This window comes from Bacteroides sp. An279, from assembly GCF_002159615.1.
GTDB lineage: Bacteria > Bacteroidota > Bacteroidia > Bacteroidales > Bacteroidaceae > Phocaeicola > Phocaeicola intestinalis.
Genome location: NZ_NFJA01000013.1, coordinates 30,765 through 56,363, shown reverse-complemented (window position 1 = coordinate 56,363; position 25,599 = coordinate 30,765). Strand labels below are relative to the sequence as shown.

General features: G+C 47.5%; 14 protein-coding genes. 6 read left to right on the top strand and 8 right to left on the bottom strand.

The features are described 5' to 3' along the window. Positions 1-248 precede the first annotated feature (248 nt). Together B5F78_RS04150 and B5F78_RS04145 are read right to left on the bottom strand one after the other, a co-directional pair. A complete protein-coding gene (locus tag B5F78_RS04150) occupies positions 249-641 on the bottom strand; it encodes a DUF1573 domain-containing protein (RefSeq protein ID WP_022038991.1) in 393 nt (130 codons plus the stop codon). A 199-nt stretch (positions 642-840) separates the two neighbouring features. After that, positions 841-3,057: a RelA/SpoT family protein gene (locus B5F78_RS04145; RefSeq protein WP_087213018.1), complete on the bottom strand. Its 2,217-nt coding sequence runs from the start codon at positions 3,055-3,057 to the stop codon at positions 841-843. A 204-nt stretch (positions 3,058-3,261) separates the two neighbouring features. Here B5F78_RS04145 and B5F78_RS04140 point away from each other — a divergent pair, with 204 nt between their 5' ends. Beyond that, entirely contained in the window at positions 3,262-4,785 is a 1,524-nt protein-coding gene (locus B5F78_RS04140) for a DUF4301 family protein (protein ID WP_087247907.1), read from the top strand. Between the two features lie 208 nt (positions 4,786-4,993). Here the strand turns inward: B5F78_RS04140 and B5F78_RS04135 are convergent, their stop codons facing one another. The 6 genes from B5F78_RS04135 to B5F78_RS04110 form a co-directional block, all read right to left on the bottom strand. Beyond that, on the bottom strand, positions 4,994-5,482 hold the full coding sequence (locus B5F78_RS04135; RefSeq protein WP_087247909.1) for a hypothetical protein: 489 nt from the start codon (positions 5,480-5,482) through the stop codon (positions 4,994-4,996). Positions 5,483-5,647: 165 nt separating this feature from the next. Then, positions 5,648-7,279, bottom strand: a complete 1,632-nt coding sequence (locus B5F78_RS04130) for an RluA family pseudouridine synthase (RefSeq protein ID WP_087406104.1) — start codon at positions 7,277-7,279, stop codon at positions 5,648-5,650. A 22-nt stretch (positions 7,280-7,301) separates the two neighbouring features. Beyond that, complete coding sequence (ispE, locus tag B5F78_RS04125; RefSeq protein ID WP_087397675.1) at positions 7,302-8,126, bottom strand: 4-(cytidine 5'-diphospho)-2-C-methyl-D-erythritol kinase; 825 nt, start codon at positions 8,124-8,126, stop codon at positions 7,302-7,304. A 122-nt stretch (positions 8,127-8,248) separates the two neighbouring features. After that, entirely contained in the window at positions 8,249-10,597 is a 2,349-nt protein-coding gene (locus B5F78_RS04120) for a glycoside hydrolase family 3 N-terminal domain-containing protein (RefSeq protein WP_087406103.1), read from the bottom strand. 272 nt (positions 10,598-10,869) lie between these two features. Continuing rightward, positions 10,870-13,884, bottom strand: coding sequence for a glycosyl hydrolase family 95 catalytic domain-containing protein (locus tag B5F78_RS04115; RefSeq protein ID WP_087406102.1), 3,015 nt, complete (start codon positions 13,882-13,884; stop codon positions 10,870-10,872). Continuing rightward, positions 13,881-15,443, bottom strand: coding sequence for a glycoside hydrolase family 43 protein (locus tag B5F78_RS04110; protein WP_087406101.1), 1,563 nt, complete (start codon positions 15,441-15,443; stop codon positions 13,881-13,883). The genes B5F78_RS04115 and B5F78_RS04110 overlap by 4 nt, the downstream gene beginning before the upstream one ends. Positions 15,444-15,639: 196 nt before the next feature. Between B5F78_RS04110 and B5F78_RS04105 the strand changes: the two genes are divergently transcribed. The 5 genes from B5F78_RS04105 to B5F78_RS04085 all read left to right on the top strand — a co-directional run bounded on the left by B5F78_RS04105 (position 15,640) and on the right by B5F78_RS04085 (position 25,405). Next, positions 15,640-16,395: an SGNH/GDSL hydrolase family protein gene (locus B5F78_RS04105; RefSeq protein WP_022038983.1), complete on the top strand. Its 756-nt coding sequence runs from the start codon at positions 15,640-15,642 to the stop codon at positions 16,393-16,395. Positions 16,396-16,688: 293 nt separating this feature from the next. After that, positions 16,689-19,865: a SusC/RagA family TonB-linked outer membrane protein gene (locus B5F78_RS04100; RefSeq protein ID WP_087406100.1), complete on the top strand. Its 3,177-nt coding sequence runs from the start codon at positions 16,689-16,691 to the stop codon at positions 19,863-19,865. A 24-nt stretch (positions 19,866-19,889) separates the two neighbouring features. Continuing rightward, complete coding sequence (locus tag B5F78_RS04095) at positions 19,890-21,620, top strand: RagB/SusD family nutrient uptake outer membrane protein (RefSeq protein ID WP_204428995.1); 1,731 nt, start codon at positions 19,890-19,892, stop codon at positions 21,618-21,620. 119 nt (positions 21,621-21,739) lie between these two features. Beyond that, a complete protein-coding gene (locus tag B5F78_RS04090) occupies positions 21,740-23,545 on the top strand; it encodes a hypothetical protein (protein WP_087406098.1) in 1,806 nt (601 codons plus the stop codon). A 72-nt stretch (positions 23,546-23,617) separates the two neighbouring features. After that, entirely contained in the window at positions 23,618-25,405 is a 1,788-nt protein-coding gene (locus B5F78_RS04085; RefSeq protein ID WP_239473380.1) for a cellulase family glycosylhydrolase, read from the top strand. The last annotated feature ends 194 nt before the right edge of the window (positions 25,406-25,599 follow it).

Here is a 25,599-nt window from a genome sequence, read left to right as displayed (position 1 = left end):
CCTTTTCGCTCCTGTTCTTCGTCAGATAGCCCGCTATCTTCCTCATCACAGAAGCGAAAATGCCTCAAAAACTCATCCCAAATCATCGCACGATAAATTCAAAACAGCTAAATTATACAGATTGTTTTCTACAAGCACTACTACTTTGTGTTTTCCTCCAAAGGCTGCTTTGGGGTATTCCAAAAACGTATGTTCCGGGAACGGTGTTTTGCAGAAATCAGATACGTCTGCAAATACATTTGTAATATTTATTCGTTGTTGGAAGGAGTCATTTCGCCTTCTACGTAAAGGCGTACTACTTCTTGTTTAGCATTGGTTCGCAGGGTGATTGATTTGCGGAAGTGTCCGGGGAATTTGCCTGCTCCGTTATAAGTAATGATGATTTCTCCACTTTCACCAGGTTTGATGGGTTCTTTAGGATATTGTGGGACGGTGCATCCACACGATGCGATGGCTTGATGGATGACTAACGGACCGTTGCCTGTATTGGTGAATTTGAATTTACAGGTTACCTTCGGGCTATTTTCAGGAAAAGAACCGAAATTGTGTGTCGTTTCATCGAATTTAATATCGGCAGTACCTGCTGCAATGGCAACTATTACCATCGCTACAAAACATAAGGTGGTAAGAATCTTTTTCATGGAATTTGCTTTATTTAAAAACGTTACAAAGTTAGGTTTTTTTCTGTTATCTGGATGTGTGTTAAGCGTTATAAAAATGAAAAATGCATATCTCACTAAATTTGGGTCTCACTAAATTTGTGGGATTGGCAATTGAAAATGAATGCGGGACGGGAAACACAGAACCTGTTTAATGTCCTGTGTTTCCCGTTCCATGATGTTATCCGCGGCTGATTTGTTTTACCCCTTTTACCGTTTTTATTTTCTTGATGAGTGCCTCCAGTTTATTGGTGTCGTCTACCATTATTGTAAGCATTCCTGAGAACAATCCATCGTTCGAATCGATGCTGATGGAACGCAGCAGGATATTGTCTTCTTTGTTAATGATAGAAGTGATGTTGGTCACGATACCTATGTCGTCGTGCCCTACGATGCGCAGTGTGATAGGGTATTGTTTCCCTTGACTTTTTCCTGCCCATCGTGCACGTACGATGCGGTAAGGGAACCGTGCTTTCAGTTCAGGAGCGTTCGGGCAGTCGCACCGGTGTATTTTGATGCCTCCCGAGATGGTAACGAAACCGAATACCTCATCACCGTAGATTGGGTTGCAGCAGCGTGCCAGCTTGAAATCGATGCCTTTCAAGTGCTGGTCGATGACCAGAACATCATCTTTGTACACGTTCTTTTCGTCTGTAGCTTGCTGTATGTTGAAATTTTCGGCACTTCGGTAAATCACTTCTTCGCGTTGATCGGTTTCTTTCCGTTGCATTTCCAGATAGTGATCTATCAATGTGTTGATATCTGTCGTTTCGTTGGCTATGCTTTGATAGAAATCGGTCACGGTTTTGAACCCAGATTTCTTGATGAGGCGCATCAGGATGGCTTCATCGTATTCTATTTTCCGGTTTTTGAATTTACGCTCCAAGGTTTCTCGTGCAAATTCGGTTTGTCGTGCCACCAGTTCCTTCAAGGCTTGGCGTATTTTGTTTCGGGCTTTCGAAGTCGTGACAAAATTCAGCCAGTCGCGTTTGGGTGTCTGTGTGGTAGAAGTCATGATTTCTACCTGGTCACCGCTGTTCAGGCTTTGTTTCAGTTGTACATTCCTGCCGTTTACTTTTGCTCCTACACAATGGCATCCCAAGTTAGAGTGAATGGCAAAAGCAAAATCCAGCACAGTGGCTCCTTGCGGGAGTTTGTACAAATCTCCTTTAGGACTAAACACGAATACTTCATCCTTGTACAGGTCCAGTTTGAACTGGTCGATGGTTTCGGCATCGTTGTCAGCATTTTCCAGTGTTTCCCGGATGGAGTTCAACCATTCGTCCAGTCCGCTTTCACCTTTGATACCTTTATATCGCCAATGGGCAGCAAGTCCTTTTTCGGCTATTTCATCCATACGTTCGGTGCGTATCTGTACTTCCACCCATTTGCCTTCGGGTCCCATTACTGTAATGTGGAGTGACTCATATCCATTGCTTTTGGGCACGGAAAGCCAGTCGCGCAGACGTTTGGGGTTGGGAAGGTACATATCAGTTACGATTGAGTATACCTGCCAGCACTCTTGTTTTTCTTTATCCAAAGGTGAGTCGAGGATAATCCGGATGGCAAACAGGTCGTACACACCTTCGAATGGACAGCCTTGTTTCTTCATCTTCTGATAGATGGAGTGAATGGTTTTTGTACGTCCTTTGATGTGGAATTTCAGCCCGCTCTCTTCCAGTTTTTTACGTACCGGTTCGATAAATTGCTGAATATAACGGTCGCGTGCAGCCTTGGTTGCATTCAACTTTTCCTTGATATGATAATATATGTCGTGCTGCGTGTACTTTAATGAGAGGTCTTCCAATTCTGATTTCAGTTTGTACAAGCCAAGCTTATGTGCCAATGGTGCATACAGATGGGCAGCTTCGTTGGACACGGCAAGCCGTGCCTCTTCGTTGGGACTTTCTTTGATTTGTCGCATTAAGTTTACACGGTCGGCGATCATGATGAGAATGACGCGCATGTCTTCGGCAAACGAAAGCAACAGATTCCGGAAGTTTTCCGATTCGATAGTTGGACTTTTTTCGTAAAGTTCATTTATTTTTACCAGACCTCGTATGATTCCTGCTACGTCTTCTCCGTAATTCTTTTGTACGGATTCAAGTGTGCATAAGTGGTATTTTACAGATTCATGCAGCATGATGCCTAGAATGGAGGCACGCCGCATACCGATTTCTTCTGCAACAATGATGGCTGTCTGCATATCTTTGATAATCGGGTTCATATTGAATGCGTTGCGGGGAATGCTTCCTGCCGACATGCTTTGGATCAGTTGCTTTTTCACGTTGCGGCAGTCATCTTTCTGTAAAGTGTCGCCAGACAATCGTAAAAGTCGTCTGTAAAGTGGCACAAGTTGTTTGTGCTCTTGTGGGGTAAAGAATGCTTGCTCTTCCATAATTTTATTAACATTAAGGAGGGAGAATGAAAGATGAAGTGTGTCATTGCGTAACAGTTTCTTCATTCTTTATTCTTAAATCTTCATTATTTCTTCGTAAAGTTACTTTTTTTCTTTATTATCTGTGCATAGTTGATGGTTTTTTTATATTTTTGGGGTGTGAATGCTTTATGGCAACTTATTCATTACTTAAATTTATCATATATGTTAACACACGAAGACAAAGAATTGTTGGCGAAGAAAGGCATTTCTGAGCAACAGATTGAAGAGCAGTTGGCTTGTTTCGAACATGGGTTTCCTTTTTTGCGTCTTGCAGCCGCTGCTTCAGTAGAAAATAATGGTATCATGGTAGCCGATGAGGCCATGCAGAAAAAATATCTGGCTGCATGGGATGCTTATAAGGATGGTGACCGCAAAATTGTGAAATTTGTTCCTGCATCGGGTGCGGCAAGCCGGATGTTCAAGAATATGTTTGAGTTTTTAGGAGCCGATTATGATGTGCCTACTACTGACTTCGAAAAGAAGTTTTTCGATCATATCCATAATTTTGCTTTCTACAATGATTTGAATGCAGCGTGTCTGGATAACACGGGAAAAGATATCAACGCATTGCTGGAAGAAAAAAATTACAAGGTTATTGTTTCGAATTTGCTTGAAGCTGCCGGACTGAATTATGGTTCACTTCCAAAGGGCTTGTTGAAGTTCCATCGATATGCTGACGGGGTACGTACGCCATTGGAAGAACATCTGGTAGAAGGTGCTTTGTATGCTGCCGGAAAAACCGGTAAGGTAAATGTACACTTCACTGTTTCTACCGAACATCGTGCATTGTTTGCCAAACTGGTGGATGCCAAAATCGGTGAATATGCGAAAAAGTATGAAGTGGAATATAATATTTCGTTCTCCGAACAGAAACCCAGTACAGATACTATCGCAGCAGACATGGACAACAAACCGTTCCGCGATGATAAAGGGAAGTTGGTATTCCGTCCGGGTGGTCATGGAGCATTGATTGAAAACCTGAATGATTTGGATGCCGATATTGTGTTTATCAAGAACATTGATAACGTGGTTCCGGACCGGTTGAAAGAAGATACTGTGACCTACAAAAAATTGTTGGCAGGTGTGCTGGTGACGCTTCAAAAACAAGCATTCGATTATTTGGAATTGCTGGATAGTGGTCATTATAGCCATGAACAACTTGAAAGTATTATTCGTTTCGTCCAGCAGCAGTTGCGTTGTCGCAAGGAAGACATCAAGGATATGGAAGATGCCGACCTGGTAATTTATCTGCGTAAGAAGCTTAATCGTCCGATGCGCGTGTGCGGTATGGTAAAGAATGTAGGTGAACCGGGTGGAGGACCGTTTCTGGCTTATAATCCGGATGGTACTGTTTCGTTGCAGATTCTGGAAAGTTCGCAGATTGATATGAAAGATCCGGAAAAGAAGGCGATGTTCGAAAAGGGAACACATTTCAATCCGGTGGATTTGGTATGTGCTGTGCGTGATTACAAAGGCAATAAGTTCAATTTGTTGGAACACGTCGATAAGGCTACTGGTTTTATCTCATACAAGTCGAAGAACGGTAAAGACTTGAAAGCGCTGGAGCTTCCGGGACTTTGGAACGGTTCGATGAGTGACTGGAGTACGGTATTTGTAGAAGTTCCGCTCAGTACCTTCAATCCGGTAAAGACTGTGAACGACCTGTTGCGTGAACAGCATCAGTGAAATCCTGCAGTTAGGGTTTACAGGCAAGACGAAAGCGATGTTGTTGCGTGGATCTTTTTGTAATTTGTAAGAAATAAGAGGCATCAGGACACGTATGTATCTTGATGCCTCTTTGACTGTTTATGGAAACTTTGTATGGGAAATGACGTCCATATCATGTCATGTGGCTTGTTTGCAGGAGTGTCTGTCATTTCCCTTGATTTTGCTGTTAACGGATGAGCTTTTCGGCAGGCAATGGGGCTTTTATTGGAAATTTTTCCGGACTAATCCGATGATGAGGTTTCGGATTTGGGCGAAAACAGAAGACTTTCTCTACCTGACGCATTGTCAAGATTTCTTTGAATTTCTTGTAATAAGTCTCTTGAATCTCAAGACATTTCTTTCTGCATTCAAAACGTGATAGCATAAATTTGTCCAGTTCATCATCGTTCAATTCTTTTTCACGAGCTCCTTTGGGGGCAGGCATGTCTTGTCGGCATTCTGCCAAGGCTGTAAGGTATTCTTTGTATAAGGGAAGGAATTTGGCTGAAGTCTTATCGTCCAGTAGCAGTTGCTTATCCATTTTTTCCACCTGACGCTCAATGCGTTGTTCGGGAGTCAGTCGTTTCCCACGTTGGGGCTTTTCCTGAGCAAATAGAGAAGAACTGAAAAGTAGGGCACTTGTCAAAAGAATGTAGCAAAAATTAGTTGTTTTCATCTTGTCTGGGTTTTAAGTTATACATAACAACACGTATCAAGCATGAAGCCTCCCGGTACCGATTGAAAGCCGTACGCTTTTCGTGTCTTTATTTATCAGACAAGCTGTACAGGCAAAAGTTTACTGTCTGTTCAGTCATTTAAGCTTAAATTGTGTCATCGAGCTTTAAAATTCAGCTTCCTTGCAGAAGGTTATCAGTTGACCGGTTGCCGGATGCTCGAATGACAGTTCACTGGCATGCAGGTATAGGCGGTCGGCTTTTTTCCCATATAGCTCATCGCCTATGATGGGGCAATTCAGTCCGTCCGGATGAGCCGCATGGACGCGCAGTTGGTGAGTGCGTCCGGTGAGGGGATAGAATGCAATGCGGGTTTTTCCGTCTTTCCGTCCGAGCACTTTATAACGGGTAACGGCTGGTTTCCCGTATTCGGAATGCACCATTTGATAAGGACGATTGTCATAGTCGGGGCAAATAGGAAGGTTGATGATACCTTCATCTGTGGTTACGATGCCGTTCAGCCATGCTGTGTATCGTTTTTGTATCCGTCGGGAAGCGAACATTTTTTGTAGTGCATAATGGATTTCTTTGGTTTTGGCAACCAGCAACAATCCGGATGTAGCCATATCAAGGCGATGGACAATAAGTGGGCCTGTTGCGGTAGGATAAAGTGTATGCAGACGGGTATAGACCGAATCTGTGGTCAGTTTGCCAGGTGTGGAAAGCATGCCTTCAGGCTTATTTACTACAATTAGCCATTCGTCTTCGTATACAATTTCCAGTTCTTTTTTCTTTGTCTCTCTTCCTGCCAAGGGATTGGGCTCTACCTGTAATCCGATAAGCATGTGTTTCAGTATGGGTTCACATTTATTCTTGCACGAGGGATAGAAATGTCCTTCGTGTCGGATTTCTTCTTTGGGAGATTCGCCGATCCAAAATTCTCCCATGGCTAAAGGGTGAAAGTTATGTTGGTAGGCGTATTGCAGAAGTTTGGGCAAGGCACATTCGCCGGCTCCTGCAGGTGGTGTGCCTTGTGGGGTTTCATGAAAGATTTGGCAAAGGTCTTTTTCTTCTCCTTGAGCATTGAGCATGCGAAACTGTTCGAATAGTTTTTGCTGGAGTGCCGCCGAGCGGGTTTTCCGTTCGTGTTTCAGGGTTTGTATCTGATTCTCGAACACCACAAGCGAGTTTTTCTGTTCTTCTTCCTGCGCTTTCAGCCTTTTCTCCAAGCGTTTGTATTCGGCTTTTTGGAACTGGCTTTCCTTGATGAGTGCGACTTCTTCTTCGGGCGAAATCCCTTTCTTCCGCTTTTCTTCACGCAACGATTTGGCTTGTTTCATTTCCTCTTTGGCTTTTGCCAATATCGTCCGACAGGCTTCCGCACCGATTTGGTATGTGCGTTGCAGGTGCAGATAATCTTCGTCTGTTTCCAGCAATTCGATGCGTCGGTTGATGGCGGATATCTCACTTTCCTCTTGCTTGAAGAAACCGTCCGGACACAAAAGGTCATACACCGGAGGTACGAACCCACGGTGTAGGTTGCTTCCGTCAAGATTTCCGGAGAAAGCCGCCAAATAGCCTACATATCCTTCCGTATCTTCTATCAGAAGCACACCAAACATCTTCCCTTTCTTCAGTTCTTCTTCCCATTCGGGACGAGTGCGGAGATAAGCCCGCACTTCGTGTGCCGCCGTCTGCACCAATGGATGTGGGGTGTAATGAAACGGGTATGTGAAACCTGAAGGGAAGGGTATGTCCTCAACAGAAGATGCGAAACGATGGATATTGGGGTCGGTCATGGTTTGGTTTTCTGATAAAAAATCAAATCATTTCCCGCTGGCGGCAGAAGTATCCGCTGAAGATAGCATCGACGTTTTCAATCCGTTCGCGGAAGATACCATAGACGGCTGAGCCTGAACCGGTCATCGAAGCATATACGGCTCCCAAGTCGTACATTTTGTCTTTGATGGCGGCTATTTCGGGATAGAGGGCGAATACCGATTCTTCAAAATCGTTTCTTAATTCGTCTTTCCAAGTCTCTACGGGCTGGCGGATGATTTCTTTCACCGATTTTTCCGGATAATGCGGCTTGATGCGGCTATAGGCTTCGCTGGTCGAGATTGCGTTTTGCGGTTTGACCAATACCAGCCGATAATCGGCAAGTGTGCAAGTGACAGGTTCGAAGATATTTCCGATGCCGGTGGCAAATACGGGTTGGTTGCGCACAAAGAAAGCGCAATCGGCTCCGATGCGTGCGGCATATTCTTCCATTTCCTGAACGGTCAGTCCGATTTGGAATTTTTCGTTCAATAGCTTAATCATGAAAGCTCCGTCGGCTGACCCTCCTCCTAATCCGGCTCCGGTAGGGATATGTTTATATAAATGAATGTCGACAGGAGGCAACTGGTATTTTTCGCGAAGCAAAAGGTAGGCTTTTACTACAAGGTTATCTTCGGGGGCACCATCGAGCAGAGTGCCTTTGACACAGAGGCGGAAAGGTTCGCTTCTGTTCTCCAATCGGTTTACTTCGAGTGCGTCTTGCAGGTTAATCGGATAAAAGACGGTTTCGATATTATGGTATCCGTCGGCACGTTTTTCTACAACGTTGAGGCCTAAGTTTATTTTGGCGTTAGGGAATGTTATCATGATATGATGTTTTTGATTAATGTTTTGCCAAAGATACGATTTATTTAAACACAAAGACACGGAGACGCAGAGTTTTTTATTTTTTTTCTCCGTGTCTCCGTGCCTTTGTGTTCGATTATAGTTTATCGGTTAGGGGTATCCCACACCTTGGTTTGTGTGCATTGCAGGTCAATCCACTGGTCGCCGCACTTCACTTTGAAGTCGCCTTTTTCCAGCGTCCATTGCCCGTAATAGTTGACGAAAGCCAGGTCGCTTCCTTTCAATTTCATCGTGACGGTCTTGGTTTCGCCCGGATTCAGGGAAATCTTCTCGAAGTTGCGTAGGCGGATGTTGTCGGGCGTGCTGCTTGCCACCAGGTCTTTCGAGTAAAGCAATACGCTTTCCTTGCCTGCCACGCTTCCCGTGTTGGTCACATCTACGGTGAAGGTCAGTTCGTCATCGGCGGTGAATTGGGCTTTGTCTACCTTCAGGTTGCTGTATTTATAGGTAGTATAGCTCAGGCCGAATCCGAAAGGCCATTGGATATCCATAACCGAGTCATAATTGTAGTTCCCGCTCATTTGGCCGATGTTTTCGCACGGCTTGTAGTCGTAGGTAGCAAGGGCATTGATGTGTCTCGGATAGGTATAGGGCATTTTCGCACTGAAATTGGCATCTCCGGCAAGCAGGTTTGCCAAGGCATCTCCCCCGTAATTGCCCGGAAGCATTATGTTTATTACGGCTTTAGCCAGCGGCTCGATGTCCTTGATGAGACGCGGACGTCCTTCGTTCAGAATCAGGATGACAGGTTTCCCGGTCTCGGCCAATGCCTTTACCAGGTCCTGCTGGTTTGCGGAGAGGTTCAGGTCGGTCAGGTTTCCCGGAGTCTCGCAATAGGAATTCTCGCCGATGCAAGCGATGATGACATCGGCATTTTGAGCGGCGGCTACGGATTTCTCTATCTCCGGTACATTCTCTTCCCACCAGTTGTCGTTCTTGTAGGGAGCGTAAGTCACGCCCGGTTCGTAGAGGATGTTCTCCTTTCCGAACTTGTTGCACAGGGCTTCGTAGATGGTGTTGTATGCCTGGGCACATTCATCGGCACGGTGTCCCTGCCAGCTATACGACCAGCCTCCGTTCAGGCACCGCATGGAGTTGGCGTTCGGTCCGGCAAGCAGTATTTTCTTTCCTTTGGCAAGCGGAAGGATGCCCCCTTCGTTTTTGAGCAATACTTCCGATTCTTCGGCGGCTTGGAGAGCCACTTGGGCGAACTCTTCCGAGCCGAACTTCGGATAGTCTTCGGTGCTCCAATAAGGCTTGTCGAAGAGTCCGAGGCGGTATTTCAGGCGCAAGACGCGTGCTACGGCATCATCGATGCGGCTCATGGGCACTTCACCTTCTTCTACCAGTTCTTTCAGGTAATCGCAGAAGCTCACTTCGTAAGGCACCATCGACATGTCGATACCGGCATTGATGGCTATCTTGATGGCTTCTTTCTTGGTGGCTGCAATGTGGTCGCGCGTGCAGAGGTTATTGATGTCCGCCCAGTCGGTCACCACCAGTCCGTCCCAGTTCAGGTCTTCTTTCAGCCATTGGGTCAGGTATTCCTTGTTGGCATGGAAGGGCATGCCGTTGTCCACACCCGAATTGACCATGACGCTCAATGCTCCCTGGCGGATAGCGGCAAGATAAGGCGCGAAGTGCTTTTCGCGCATGTCGCTCCGCGAGATGGAAGAGGGCGTACGGTCCTTGCCCGAAACCGGAACGCCATAACCCATATAGTGTTTCATACAGGCGGCTACGTTATATTTGCCGATGTGGTTCGGGTCTTCGCCTTGGAAGCCGATGACCGACGCTTTGCCCATTTCCGCATTCACGTAGCAGTCCTCTCCATAGTTCTCCCACATGCGCGACCAGCGCGGGTCTCTTCCCAAATCTACTACGGGAGCATACGTCCAGGGGATGCATCCCGCTTTGGTTTCGTATGCCGAGATTTCAGCTTCACGCTTTACCAGGTCCCGGTTGAATGTGGCTCCCATGTTGACACCTTGCGGGAACAGGGTTCCATCAAGCGTATAAGTGGTTCCGTGTATCTGGTCTACGCCATAGATGCAGGGGATTCCGATTTCCTTCATCGAAAGTTCCTGAATCTGCCTGATGGCTTCCGCCCATTTCTCTTTCGGCTGGGCAATGCTCAGGGGAACGTTCAGGAGCGAGCCGACCTTGTATTTCCCGATAACGGTATCCAGCTTGGCTTTGTCCAGGGTGAACCCGTCCTTTTGGCTTGCTTCGAAGTCGGTCACTACATCAATGGTGATTTCACACATCTGACCTATCTTTTCCTCGATGGTCATTTTCTTGAGCCAATTTTGGATGTTGGCTTCGATTTCGGGGTCAGAAGGGATGGCAGGCGGGACGGTTTGTCCTTCTGCACTTAAACAGGTTCCTGCACACAAAACAGAAGCCAGTGCAATGTTTTTTAGATGTTTCATGATATATTTGTTTATTGGTGTTGTTCAAAGATAAATCGTTCTTTTGTTTTTTCCAAGTAATGTCATTAGGGGTATTATCTTTTGATAAGATAGTATTATTGTATATGAATGTCCGCATTTAGTCAATCTCTCTGAGTTGAAAACGCAGTAGTACTGCATCTGCCGATGAAGTATATATCCGTAAGCGAATGCAGTATATATTCAACCGCGTATGCAGTATATATTCATTTTTCAGGGGTATGCATTGGCTGTTTGCAGACATTCATTTGGTTTTAAAAGCGCAGTCTTGCTATTTCCCCTTCCGGCACCGTAAGTTCCACAAACTTTTCCGCTTTGCGTTTCTCTCCGTTCACCGAAACTTCGGTTATGCCTTCCGGCATCTTAATCTTGACATTCGGATTCCAGCCTCCGGTAAGAATAACTTCTATCGGCTTTCCTTCTTTCCATTTCATGCTGACCATAGCGCCTCCACGTACTTTGAATCCGTATAAGTTTCCTTCTTTCCACGAGTCGGGCAGGGCAGGGAGCAGGTTGATGAATCCATCCTGGCTTTGTATCAGCATTTCACTGATACCCGAAGTGCCTCCCCAGTTCCCGTCTATTTGGAAAGGCGGGTGCGAACAGAACAGGTTGGGAAAAGTCCCGCTTCCGTGTTCATTGGGGTTTTCTTGGGTATAGGCAGGATAAAGCAGGTTACGGAATAAGGTGTATGCCCGGTTTCCGTCACCCAGTCGTGCCCAGAAGTTTATTTTCCATGCGCGGCTCCATCCTGTTCCTCCGTCTCCTCTTCGTTCTAACGTAACTTTACATGCTTCTGCCAATTCGGGTGTATAATAAAGCGAGATTTGGTTTCCCGGATGCAAACCATACAGATGCGACACGTGCCGGTGATGTACATCCGTTTCTTCGTAGTCTTTGAGCCATTCCATCAGATATCCCTTCTTGCTGATCTGGTGTGGAGGAAGTTGGGCGCTTGCTTCTTTCAATTGATTGGCATAAAGAGAGTCTGTATGCAGGATGGATGCGGCTTCAATCACATGGGTGTAAAGTTCCCTTACCAATTGGATGTCCATCGTGGATCCCATGCATACGCTGATAGGGGTCCGGTCTTTCTTTGATACATAAAACTCGTTTTCGGGAGAGGAAGTGGGAGCCGTCACCAACCATCCGTGTTCCGGTTCACGTACCATGGTAGAGTAGAAGAACTCCGAAGCTCCTTTTAATAGGGGATAAATATCGGCAAGGTATTGTTTGTTGCCCGTATACAGATAGTGCTCCCACAGATGTGCGCAAAGCCATGCGCCTCCTGTATTGGTCGCTCCCCATGAAGGATGTTCGCCCGGTGCGGTATAGTTCCATACGTTGGTCATCATGTGGAGCACCCAGCCTTTTGCTTCGGGACCATAGAAAGCCTTTGCGGTTTCTTCTCCACTGGGTACCAGTCTTTTTATCAGGTCGACGAGCGGTTGATACAATTCCGACAAATTGCAAGGTTCTACCGGCCAGTGGTTCATCTGGACATTGATGTTGGTATGATAGTCTCCATTCCACGGAGTCATTACTCCGTTCGCCCATAGCCCTTGCAGGTTGGGAGGCAAGCTTCCGGGGCGGGTACTGCTAATCAGCAGATAGCGTCCGTAATTGTAATAAAGGGCAGCCAGAGAAGGGTCATCCTGCGTTTGGAAAGCCTCCAGCCGCTTGTCGGTGCTTAATTGGGACACGGTTTTATTTTCGGGTAATTCGATGCCGGCACGGTGGAAGAGCTGTTGGTATTCACCGGTTGCTTCTTGTTTGGCTTGTGTCAGGTCGGAAGCCAGGGCTTGGTCGAGCAGGCGTTGGGTTTCGGTCTGATAGATTCCGCCTTTCATATACGAAGTGTTCGCCGATACGATAATCCATGCCTCGTCAGCATCCGAAACTTCAATGCCATCTGCATGAGTATGCATCCGGCTTTTCTTGCCCGATAGTTTTACACCGGCTATGGCAGCATAGCGTATGCCTTCTTGCCGTTCATTTCCGCTATCCAGTGTTCCCGTTATTCCCAGTTTCCCTTCGCTCAGTTTCCGCACATGTCCCCGTTCGGGACGGCTCAAAGTTAAATGGAATCCAAGTGCGTCCGGACGGTCTGCCTGCAGGTGAATCAGCATTACATCTTTGTTTCTTGACACGAAATATTCGCGGATATAGCGCGTAGCGTTTTTCGTGAAGGTGGTATATGCCACACCTTCATCCAGATTGAGCCAGCGCAGGTAATCTTTCGCTTGGCTTATCGTATCAGGGAAGGTATAGTTGATGTACATATCGGCAAGCATTTGGAAACATCCGAATGTGCCTCCTTTTTCAGGCTTTTTGGGTACGAAGCTTGTGTACATCAATTCTTGTGCTTCTTTGTTTTTGCCTTCAAACAGGAGTTGGCGGATGCGGGGAAGGCTTTCGGCGGCTTCCGGGTTGCGGTAGTCTGCTTCCGAACCGCTCCACATGCTGATTTCATTCAGTACGATGTGCTCTTTCGTGGTGCCTCCGTCGGGCATCATGCCCAGACGTCCGTTGCCCAGCGGAAGGGTTTCTTCCCATTGTTTTGCCGGTTTGTCATACCATAGGGTCTGGTCGGCTCTGCCTGGTGCAGGCACGGGTTCTTTGCCAGTCAGTGCCTTGTAGATATTTTCGGCTATTACGATGGCGCCGTATTTGTTCGGGTGCACTCCGTCGGTATATTCTTTCGGATAATAAGGAAGCATCGGCGTGTGCAGGTCGATGACGGGCAGGTTACGTTCGTGTGCCACTTCGCGGATGCGTGGGATGATGCCGTCCACGATGGTACTGTCGTTGATGCCCCAGTCTTTCCGGTCGGACGGAATGGGCAGGCACAGGTAGATGCGCGGATGCGAGGGGAGTGCTTCGAAGGCATCTATCATCGTGTTCAAGTCTTTCTTGAAGTCTTCCTTGTGTGCCCAGTTCATGGGTTTTGAATCGTTGGTTCCCAGCTTGATGGTCACGATGTCGGGCAAGAAGGCTTGTGCGTCCTTGAAGGGTTGTTTGCTCATGTAGGGCAGGTTGCCTTTCATCATCAGGGTATGGGCGGTAAGTCCGAAGTTGCCTACTTGATACCCGTCTCCCAGCAGGCGTTGGAGTACGGCGGGATAGCTTTCTGTTTCCGGATGTGCCAGGGCAAATCCTTCGGTGATGCTGTTCCCTACGCAAGCCACCTTGATGGGCTTCGCCTCTTTTTGCGCAAGGAGCATCAGAGGGAAGAGCAGAAGTAAGAGAATGAATAGGTTTCTTTTCATGGTCGTTGGTATTTGAAGTAATCAAAATCGGCAAATGCTTTCGATTCGGGAGATGCTGATACGGCGTACAGTCCCAACATCACTCCCGTAAATCCTCCTGCGGTTTCCGAACTCAGGTAGCGTGTGTTCATTTTACCTAATTCGTGGTATTTACCGTCGATGGTATATCCGAAGCGGTAGACGTTTATGTCCGCTTTCAGGTTCAGTATCACAGGGCTTGTATCGGGAAGTGCCACCTCTTTTTCGATGTGCTTTAATTCACCCAATTGGTAGCGGAGCACGACGGATTGCTTTCCGTTTGCTTCCTGGCGCACGAATAGGTCATAATGGGATGTAAAATCCATGAACGCCGTGATGCCGGCTTCATCTCCTGGCTGAGCCTGCCGGAGTGCTACTTTTGTGGAGGCATCCATATCAAACTGATCTTGCCGGAGCGCGACGAATGTAGGGCTTTTCCCGTCGCTCAGGGTCGTGTTTGTTGCGCTCAGGCGTAGCTTTCCGTTTTCGAAGGCATAGTTTTCCGGTATCGGGTTTTGCAGGTATACCCATTCGGGCGATAGCTTTTCTTCTTCGAACTCGAAGGTATCGGGTTGTGGTTTGGAAGGAGTGAGAGGAAGTGTGGGCACGTCCATGTCTATCGCTATGGTACCGTTTCCGTTTACTACCGGCCATGCACCTTTGTCCCAGCGCACGGGTGCCAGATAGGTTTCACGCCCTAACGTATGGTGTGTGCCCGGCATGATGCGGTAAGCGAGACAGACCATCCACCACGAGCCGTCGGTTCCCTCTACCAGGTCGGCATGTCCCGTCCCTTGTATCGGGCTGGCTTGTCCTGCCACGCAGGCATGTGTCAGGATGGGGTTGGCAGGATTCGGTGTGTAGGGACCTTCAATGAAGGCGCTGCGTGCGATGGTGACGCTATGTCCTGTTTCGGTTCCGCCTTCCGAGATAAGCAGGTAGTACCATCCGTCTTTCTTATAAATATGAGGACCTTCGGGATATCTGCCTCCTGTGCCGCCCCATATCTTGCGCGAGGGAGAGAGTTGTTCTCCGCTCATCGGGTCTATTTCGCACAGGGTGATGTAATTGTCGGGGTTGCTCACCATGTAGCATTTCCCGTTCTCGAAGTAGAGCGAAGGGTCGATGCCTCCTTGCTTCAGCCATACGGGGTCCGACCATCCGCCGCGCGGGTCAGTGGTATGCACCAGAAAGTTTCCTTTTCCCGAAACGTTGGTGGTTATCATGTAAAATGTTCCTTCATGATAACGGATGGTAGGGGCATAGATGCCTCCCCAGGCATTGGCTCCTGTCAGGTCGACTTGTGAGGGTCTGTCCAGGCAATTGCCTATCTGTTCCCAATGGACAAGGTCCTTGCTATGGAACAGGGGGACACCGGGAAAGTATTGGAACGAACTGTTCACCAGATAATAGTCATCTCCAGCCTTGCAGACACTGGGGTCGGGATGAAAACCCGGGATGACCGGATTCTTGTATCCTTGTCCGAATGCCTGTGAAAATAAGGCAAGCAAAGCAAAGGTCAGTATGTTCTTGTTTCGCATGGTATGTGTGTTTAGATTTGAAGTTGGATTTTCTTTTTTGCAAAGATAATCTTTTTTCAGTCTCTTGAAGGGTATTCTCAGTATTTCCTATGGGCAGGATGTTTTTAAATGGGGTATGAAATGTTGTAGGATGCGATGGAAGTCTTGCGTGAAACAGGAGAATCATTACTTTTGCGTGACTTTAATCTGATAAGATATGAAACGAATATGGATTTGCCTGCTTTGGCTGGCTTGCCTTTGCCCCATGTATGGGCAAGGGCTTCGGATATTGTTTATCGGCGATTCTATTACCGACGGGAATTGGGGAAATAGCGATGGAAGTGCGATGCCTTCCGCCGGGCGGAACTTGTGGGACATGAACCACATCTACGGAAGCGGGTACATGTATCTGTGTGCCTCGTATTATCAGAGCAAATATCCCGGCAAGGGATACGAGTTCTTCAACCGGGGCATCAGCGGCAATGCGCTTGCCGACCTTGAGAAGCGGTGGGAAGAAGATGCCATAGCCTTGAAGCCCGATATACTTTCTGTATTGGTAGGTACGAACGATATACATTATTATATAGGAGGACCGCACGCCGAGCCTTTCGATACCTTGGGGTGGGAGAAGCGTTACCGTGCCTTGCTCGACCGTTCTTTACGTGCCAATCCCAACCTGAAGCTGGTGCTGGGTGCTCCCTTTACGGCTTTCACGGGTTCGATGAAGGAATCGGAAGGATTTGCCTTGCGTGATAGTCTGGTGCATACCCTTGCCCGCATCGTGAAGCGGATAGCCGTTGAGTACAAGGCGGTGTATTTGCCATACGATGAAATGTTCGAAACCCTCTTGCGTGAAGAACCTTCTTCGCGGGACACATATTGGATATGGGACGGCATTCATCCCACACCTGCAGGACACCGGCGCATGTCGGAGCTTTGGATAAAAGAAGTAGAGCGTGCTGGAATCTTGTGACAAGATGCCGTTTCCGTGCCGGTAAGTTCGCATATATAATCACCGGCTTGTGCAGGTATCATCATCGGCACTTGCAAATACGTGCGTGGGCGGATGCTTATATATGTGTTGTAGGGATTGAAAAGTTATTAAATAGGTGAAAAAACAAATCATATCCTATCGGGAAACAAATGCATCCCTCCGTTTTTCATAATATGCAATACATTTGTGGTGCTCTCGATGCAGAAAGCGTATGTGTGCGATTCTATCGGGGCATATAGAATAATGTAATTTTAACTATTAAACAAAGTACCATGAGTAAACACTTATTCAGAAAGTGCACATTCGTGCACATGTGTTTTCTTGCTATGGCGATGCTTCTATGCTTCCCTGCAAGTGGTGTGAACGCCGCTCCGGCTTCACAAGAAAATCTAACTGTTTCGGGTGTTGTTACTTCGGCTGCTGACCAGTTGCCGCTTATCGGCGTCAGCGTGCAGGTGAAGGGAACATCCAATGGAGCCATTACCGACCTCGATGGAAATTATTCGGTCAGTGTAGCTTCCGGCCAGACGTTGGTATTCTCTTACATCGGGTTCAAGACCCAAGAAATTCAAATTACCAATCAGAAAACCTTGAATGTGGTGATGGAAGAAGATTCGGAAACTTTGGATGAAGTAGTCGTAGTAGGTTACGGCGTGCAGAAAAAGAAGCTGGTCACCGGTGCCACGGTGCAGGTGAAAGGCGAGACGCTGGCGAAGATGAATACCAACAGCCCCTTGCAGGCGATGCAAGGACAGACGCCGGGTGTGAACATTTCGTCTACCTCTGGTCAGCCGGGCGAATCGATGAAAGTAAGTATCCGTGGTTTGGGTACGGTGGGAAATGCTTCTCCTCTGTATCTGATTGATGGAGTAGGCGGTGATATCTCTACGTTGAATCCGGCCGATATCGAAAGCATCGATGTGTTGAAGGATGCTGCATCGGCTGCTATCTACGGTGCACAGGCTGCCAACGGTGTGGTATTGATTACCACCAAGAGCGGTAAGGCAGGCAAGGCGCAGATTTCGTTTGATGCTTACTATGGCTGGCAGACCCAGGCACGTAAGGCGGACATGCTGAACGCACAGGAATATATGATGATTATGGACGAACAGGCGATTAATTCGGGCAATGCGCCTTACGACTGGAGTTCGTTCGAAAGCATCTACGACGCGAACGGCAATGTGTATGATACTGACTGGGTGAACTCGATGTTCCAGAACAATGCCCAGACGCAAAGCTATACGCTGGGCATTACCGGAGGTTCGGAAACTTCTACTTACGCGATGTCGTTGGGCTATATGAGTCAGGAAGGTATCGTAGGCGGTAAGGACGTATCGAATTACGAACGTTACAACTTCCGTATCAATTCCGAACACAAGCTTTTCAAGGATTCCGACTTGTTGAAGGTAGGAGAGCAGGTCAGCTTCGTTTATAAGATGAACAACGGTATTTCAGTAGGTAATCAATATAATAATACATTGCGTGGTGCGTTCGGTACTTCCCCGTTGGCGCCTATTTATAGCGACAACAACATTTATGATTCACCTTATAACGATACGACCAACTCGGATTGGTATAATGCAGATGGCAACCCTTACGGAAGCATGATGACCAACAGCAATAACGAGAATAAGGACGTGACTTTCTCGGGTAATGTGTATGCCGAATTGCAACCCATTAAGAACTTGAAGTTCCGTACCGTATTCGGTGCTGTATATACAACGAACGAATACCGCAGCTTCTCTCCGTTGTACCAGTTCTCTATTTATAGTTTCAACAATACACGTACCAGTGCTGCCCAAAACATGTCGCACGGCTTGACGATGACATGGACCAATACGGCAACCTACGACTGGACGGTGGGCGAACATGCGTTCAACGCTTTGTTGGGTATGGAAATGAGCCGTTATTCAGGTACTTACCTGAGAGGAACTACCGGTATGTTGCGAGATGGGTTTGATGATTGGGATCATGCGTACCTCGACAACGGTACAGCTACCAGTGCGGATAACGGTTTGGGTGCGGCAGGTCATCCGAATGATGAGACACGTACGGTTTCTTATTTCGCCCGTTTCGGATGGAACTGGAAAGAAACGTATATGATTAACGCTACGGTACGTACCGATGGTTCTTCCCGTTTCGCTCGTGGAAACCGTTATGGCGTGTTCCCTTCAGTATCGGCAGGTTGGACGATTTCAAACGAAGCTTTTATGGAAGACACACACGATTGGCTGGACTTCTTGAAACTCCGTGTCAGCTGGGGTCAGGTAGGTAATCAGAACATCGACAATTACCAGTACACTGCTCCGATTACTTCCAGCAACACGCATTACATTTTCGGTAATCAGGTAGGTGCAGATGCGCAATCCGGTTTCTGGGGAGCTTATCCCAGCCGTCTTGCCAATGAAGACGTTACATGGGAAACATCTGAACAGACCAACATCGGTATTGATGCACGTTTCTTGCGGAGCCGCTTGAGTTTGACCGCCGACTTTTATATCAAGAAGACTAAAGACTGGCTGGTAGAAGCTCCGATTCTTGCTACGGCAGGTACGGGCGCTCCGTATATCAATGGCGGTGATGTAAAGAATACCGGTATCGAATTAGCATTGACTTGGAACGACCAAATCGGAAGTGATTTCCAGTATAATGTAGGTGTCAACGGTGCGTATAATAAGAATAAGGTGGGAAATATACCGACTGAGGACGGTATCATTCATGGCGATGTGAATATGCTTTATGACAATACTCCAGAATTTTATCGCGCTTCTAACGGTCATCCGATAGGTTATTTCTGGGGATTTGAGACAGCTGGCATATTCCAGAACCAGCAACAGATTGATGATTGGCTTGCAGCCGGAAATGGCGTTTTACAATCGGATCCGCAACCGGGTGATGTCATTTATGTAGACCAAGACCATAACGGAACTATTGATGATAACGATAAAGTGGATTTAGGTAATGGTACTCCCGACTTTACGTATGGTTTCAATCTCGGTTTCAGTTATAAGAATTTCGACTTTGCATTGAATGCGTACGGTGCGGCAGGTAATCAGATTGTACAGTCATATCGTAATCATGCCAACAGCAAGGCGAACTATACGTCGGCAATCTTGGGGCGTTGGACCGGTGAGGGTACCAGCAACCGCATTCCGCGTGTGACGGATACCAATATCAACTGGCAGTTCTCTGACCTGTATATTCAGGATGGCGACTATTTGCGCATCAGCAACATCACCATCGGATACGACTTTGCGAAACTCATCAACCTGAAGGCTATTAGCCAGGCCCGTTTGTACTTCCAAGTACAGAATGCCTTTACTTTTACCAAGTATGACGGCATGGATCCGGAAATCGGTTACGGTACTTCTGACTGGGTATCGGGCATTGACTTGGGCTATTATCCGCGTCCGCGTACGTTCTTGGTGGGCGTAAACTTGAAATTCTAACGAATCATCTTAAAATCGAAGAATATGAACAACTATAAAATCTATATAATGGCATTGGGATTGGCTGCTACGAGTTTGGCTTCGTGTACAGCCGATTTCCTGGATGTGGAGTCGAAAGTAGAATCGACAACCGATAATTTCTATCGGACAGAGAGTGATGCCTATCGTGCCTTGATAGGATGTTATGACGGTTGGCAATGTACTTCTTCCAACCCGGGCAATATCGGAGGCTTTTATATGGCATCCGAGCTGATGGCAGATGAATGTTTCGGAGGTACAGGTATGTCGGACGTTGGTAATTATCAGGTAGTGGACAGGTTCGACCAGTCACAGGCTCCTTCCGAATTGAATATCTATGAACAAGATTGGATTTCGTATTATGCGGCTGTGTACCGTTGCAATGAACTGATTGCGCACGAAGACCAGATAGCATGGAACAGCGAGGAGACACGAGGCACGTATATGGGTGAATGCCGTGCGTTGCGGGCATTGTGCTATTTTGATATGGTCCGTTTGTGGGGGAATATTCCGTTGTTTACCGAACCGGTGAACGAGAACCGTCCGCAAGTCGATCCGGATGAAGTGTATAATGTCATCTTCAGTGACCTGCTGTATGCTGCCGAAAACATTCCGGCTTCAGCTTATCCGAAGAGCGATGCGGCAAACAATGACGGACATATCACGAAGTATGCGGCGGAAGCTTTGCTGGCTCGTGTGTATCTGTTCTATACAGGCTATTATGGCAAGGAACCCAGTGTGGAAGGTGTGACTCGCCAATCCGTGTTGGATGGTCTGGAAGATGTCATTGCTTCGGGTGAGTTCAGCCTGGTTCCGCAATTCAAGAACTTGTGGCCTGCCGCTTCCACTTCGTGGGAAGGCAATGCTACTACAGGATATACCCAAACTTCTACTTATGCCGGACGCGGCAATGCAGAAACTGTGTTGGCGATGAAGTTCAATTATACTTCCGACTATAACGGCAATGCAGATGGCAACCGTTGGCTGGTGAATATGGGTATCCGTAGTATCAATGTTTATTGGACTCCTTACGGAAGAGGTTGGGGAGCTTGTACCGTAAATCCGAATATGTGGATGGCTTACAATACTGGAGATACACGCCGCGAAGCATCTATCATCAATTTGGTAAGTGAAGGGATAGCTGATGACCCTAATTATGAAACAGGCTATTTGGAACAACGTGACTATACGGGATATACGGTCAAGAAATACACTACCTTGTCGAAATGGGAACAGAATGAAACGACTGGTGAATGGGCTTTGACCGATGAAGTGACCGGACTGGGAAGTGGCGGTGACTACATGATTTCGCAATACCAGGACTTTGTGGTGATGCGTTATGCCGATGTATTGCTGATGGCAGCCGAATTAGGAAGTTCCAATGCCCAGGAATATTTCAATCAGGTGCGTGAACGTGCCTTTACAGAAGAAGATGAAGAAGGCAATTTGACATTGTCTACTTATTATCGTGAATTGACGGCTACCCAAACCAATATCATGAACGAACGGCGTTTGGAATTTGCTTTCGAGGGCCAGCGTTATTGGGACTTGCTCCGTCAGGGAGTGGATTATGCTGCTTCGCAAATAGCCGGCAACACTTCGGTAGAGAATGGAGGAAACCCGGGTACGGTAAGTATCACAGCTTCGAACATTACGAGCAAGCAGGGCTTGTCGCAGATACCGAACAACCAAATTACTTTGTCTAACGGCGTATTGGTGCAGAACGAAGGTTGGTAATTTAGTTAGTTTTTAAGTTCTTCAGTTCTTTCGTTTTTAAGGTGAGCATATCCATAAAGAACCCAAGAACTTAAAAACTCAAAAGCTAAAAAACATACGAACTTAATAAAAGAAACATTATGAATAAACTGATACATACATTGCAAATGGCGCTGCTGGCGATGCTGATGGGTATGACAGCTGCCTGTACGCCCGATTCATACGACTTGGAAGCTCCGGATGTAGCTTCTGAAGATTTGGTAGAAGGCATTGCCTATACCATTACTCACGATTCGGAAAATCCGAATATCGTTTATTTGAGAAGCCTGATGCCTTCCAGTTATCAGGTATGCTGGGAACATCCGCAAGGGCGTGCACAAGGAGCCGAAGTGACTTTGCAGATGCCTTTCGAAGGAGAATACGAAGTGCGTTTCGGTGTGCAGACCCGCGGTGGTGTGGTTTATGGTCCTACTGCGACTTTTACCATTGACGACTTCTATGCCGGCTTTGTGAATGATGACCTGTGGACGTATCTGACCGGAGGGGTAGATCAGGAGAAAACCTGGATTTTCGATAACGGAGAATACGGATTTGCAGCCGGTGAACTGACATACGCTGACCCTTCGGGTACGGTGACTTGGAACAACTGGACTGCCAATTGGGATCCGGGAGTGGGACATACGGGCGATGATGCCATTTGGGAAAGCACCATGACGTTCAACTTGCAAGGCGGTGCAAATGTAACGGTGTATAATTCTTCATCGGATGAGACTCAGACCGGTACATTTATGTTGAATACCGACTCGCATACCATTACCTTTACCGATTGCGACTTGTTGCACACGCCAAGCTGGAGCGACCGTACGACCAACTGGCGCAGAGACCTGCAACTATTGGAACTGGACGAAAACCACCTGCGTATCGGTGTGATGCGTGACAACAGTGAAGGACCCTGGTGGCTGATATGGAATTTCGTATCGAAAGAATATGCTGACAATTATGTGCCCGAAGACCAGCCCGACCCCGAACCTACTTTGCCCGACGGCTGGCAGGATATGGTTTCAGAAGTGGTTACAAGCGAAATCAAGTGGACCATGTCGCCTGATGTGCCGTTTGACTGGGCTAATCTGGACGGAAGTCTGATGAACAACTTTACCGCAGGCAATTATCCCGACTGGGCTACGGTAGTAGACGGATTGGAAAACCTGAGTATGACACTGAACTCGGCGGATATGACTTATACGTTCGAAATGCCGGACGGAACGACTACCAGCGGTACTTATACCTTGGATGAAGACGGTATCTATACGTTCAGTGCCGGTGTGCCGACTTATCATATCGGTGGCGGTGACATCATGTTCAGTGCTACGGCAGAAAACCAATTGCGTATCTTGAGCATTGAGACGGCAGGAAACAGCGTGATGGGTATGTGGTTAGGCAACCGCAGTACGGAGAAAGACGAATACTTGGCTTACCACTTCTTGCCGAATGCCGGTAGCGGAAGCGGTACGCCGACGGCTACGGAGATTGCCGTAGACAATAGCAAAATTGTTTGTGGGCATCTGGAAGAAGCTACGAATAATTTCCGTATCGAATTGTATAACATGTATGGTTCCACGGCTTCCAACCAACCGTTTGACCCAGCTTCCATTGTGTTCGATTATTCAATGGAGCTGACGTTTACAATCAGTGGACTGACCGGTGCGGCTGCAACCAATGCCTATACCGCCCAACTGATGTGTACGGCTGACGGCTGGTGGCCGTCGGTAGGCGAAGGTCAAGGTACGACAACCGTACAGGGTGACGGTACTTATACGATTCGCTACAGCCCTTCGGCAGCTTACAATGGTGTCATTGTGTTCTGCATTGATTTTCAGGAGATGTTCAGCGATATAGAAAATCCGGATGCCGTAACGGTTACGATTGATAATCTTTCTATTCTGTAATATTTGTGGGCGCAGGTGTATGCGGATAGAACTGCATGGGCCTGCGCCTTTCTACTAATCAATGATTAACCTATGAAAACTATGCGAAATTATCTGACATTATTCTTTCTGTTACTGACGGGGATAGCCTTGTTTGCTTCTTGTTCGGATGACGAAGGCAGAGGCTATACGGGAGAAACGCAAATTTCTGCTACGGAAATGACTTTCCCTAAATCCGGTGACACACTCACGCTTTCTGTCTTGTCTTCGGTTGAACCACAAGTGATCAGTAATCAGACTTGGTGCAACGTGTCATTCGTGAGTGTAACCGAAAGAGGGACTTATACCTACAATGTAACGGTAGATGCTAATTCGGAAACCGATGACCGCGTGGCTACGCTTTCGGTGGTGGCAGGAAGCTTTACGGCTTCGGTGCAGGTGACACAGACTGCCGGAGACGGTTTGATTGTGGCACAGACTGCATACGATATGCCGGCGGCAGGAGGTGCGCTGAGCATTACGCTGACCACCAATGGCGATTATGCCTATACAATCAATGACTCGTGGATAGCTGAGGCAGAAGTGACCGATGCGCGGGCAATGACGGAATATACCTTGCATTTTACCGTATCTGCCAATCACGGCGCGGAACGCACCGGGACTATTACGTTTACGTTAGGCGACTTGACGGAAACCGTTACTGTAACACAGGCTGCCGGACAGGCTGCAGCCGTGTCGGGAGAAACACCGTTGGAAATAGCAGCCAGTCTGGGACTGGGATGGAACTTAGGCAATCAGTTGGATGCACATAATAATGGAGTGGCAGATGAAACAGCTTGGGAAAACCAACCTGCTACACAGGCCTTGTTTGATGCTTTGGCAAATGCCGGTTTCACTTCTGTCCGTATTCCGGTTACGTGGCTGGGACATGTGGGCGAAGCTCCCGATTATACCATCGACGAGACTTATTTGAACCGGGTGGCAGAAGTGGTAGGCTATGCCGAGAGTGCCGGACTGAATGCCATTATCAACATTCACCACGATGGTGCGAACAGCCAGTATTGGCTGGATATCAAGGATGCGGCAACGGATGAGACGGTCAATAGTGCGGTAAAGGCACAGCTGGCTGCCATGTGGACCCAAATAGCCAACCGATTTGCAGACAAAGGAAACTTCCTGGTGTTCGAAGCCATGAACGAAATCCATGACGGAAGTTGGGGCTGGGGAGACAACCGTACGGATGGCGGCAGACAATATGCCGTACTGAATGAATGGAATCAGGTGTTTGTAGATGCCGTGCGTGCTACGGGTGGAAACAACCAGACCCGTTACCTGGGCGTGCCGGGGTATGTGACAAACATCGACCTGACGGTAGAAAACTTTGTCTTGCCGCAGGATGTGGTGGATAACCGGCTGATGGTAGCCGTTCACTTCTACGACCCGATAGACTATACCGAGAATGCCGACAATATTTATTCGCAATGGGGGCATACCGCAGACCCGTCGCTGAAAGCGGATTGGGGCGATGAAGACAATGTGACCGGACAGTTTGCCAAGATGAAAGAAACGTTCATCGACCAAGGTATTCCTGCCTATATCGGCGAGATGGGATGCGTACACCGTGCGGATGACTTGTCGGAATCGTTCCGTTTGTATTACTTGGAATATGTATGTAAGGCAGCGAAAGAGTATGGGATGCCTCCATTTTATTGGGATGCAGGAGGAGACGGAACCGGAACACAATCATGGGCACTTTTCAATCACGCTACAGGCGAGATGCTGAATAATGCTCAGGAAGTGATTGACGTGATGAAACGGGGCATCTTTACCGAGGATGCATCATACACCTTGCAGTCGGTATACGACAGTGCGCCGCAATGAGAAGTTTGCTGATTTTATACTTGCGTGTTTCAGCATAGATATGCTGAGATTTATAGGCAGAGGCAGATTGTGCAGTCTGCCTCTGTTTTTTATGTCCGTATTCAATGGGCATGCATAGAATAAAAAATTTGAATATCCGCATTTCACCCAATTGCCTTGTAGGGGCGTATTGCATACGCCCCGAAAACATCCAC

Bases quoted from the DNA above. Each gene is read 5' to 3' on its own strand.
- B5F78_RS04150 (WP_022038991.1), bottom strand. From the start codon at position 641: ATGAAAAAGATTCTTACCACCTTATGTTTTGTAGCGATGGTAATAGTT.
- B5F78_RS04145 (WP_087213018.1), bottom strand. From the start codon at position 3,057: ATGGAAGAGCAAGCATTCTTTACCCCACAAGAGCACAAACAACTTGTG.
- B5F78_RS04140 (WP_087247907.1), top strand. From the start codon at position 3,262: ATGTTAACACACGAAGACAAAGAATTGTTGGCGAAGAAAGGCATTTCT.
- B5F78_RS04135 (WP_087247909.1), bottom strand. From the start codon at position 5,482: ATGAAAACAACTAATTTTTGCTACATTCTTTTGACAAGTGCCCTACTT.
- B5F78_RS04130 (WP_087406104.1), bottom strand. From the start codon at position 7,279: ATGACCGACCCCAATATCCATCGTTTCGCATCTTCTGTTGAGGACATA.
- ispE (WP_087397675.1), bottom strand. From the start codon at position 8,126: ATGATAACATTCCCTAACGCCAAAATAAACTTAGGCCTCAACGTTGTA.
- B5F78_RS04120 (WP_087406103.1), bottom strand. From the start codon at position 10,597: ATGAAACATCTAAAAAACATTGCACTGGCTTCTGTTTTGTGTGCAGGA.
- B5F78_RS04115 (WP_087406102.1), bottom strand. From the start codon at position 13,884: ATGAAAAGAAACCTATTCATTCTCTTACTTCTGCTCTTCCCTCTGATG.
- B5F78_RS04110 (WP_087406101.1), bottom strand. From the start codon at position 15,443: ATGCGAAACAAGAACATACTGACCTTTGCTTTGCTTGCCTTATTTTCA.
- B5F78_RS04105 (WP_022038983.1), top strand. From the start codon at position 15,640: ATGAAACGAATATGGATTTGCCTGCTTTGGCTGGCTTGCCTTTGCCCC.
- B5F78_RS04100 (WP_087406100.1), top strand. From the start codon at position 16,689: ATGAGTAAACACTTATTCAGAAAGTGCACATTCGTGCACATGTGTTTT.
- B5F78_RS04095 (WP_204428995.1), top strand. From the start codon at position 19,890: ATGAACAACTATAAAATCTATATAATGGCATTGGGATTGGCTGCTACG.
- B5F78_RS04090 (WP_087406098.1), top strand. From the start codon at position 21,740: ATGAATAAACTGATACATACATTGCAAATGGCGCTGCTGGCGATGCTG.
- B5F78_RS04085 (WP_239473380.1), top strand. From the start codon at position 23,618: ATGAAAACTATGCGAAATTATCTGACATTATTCTTTCTGTTACTGACG.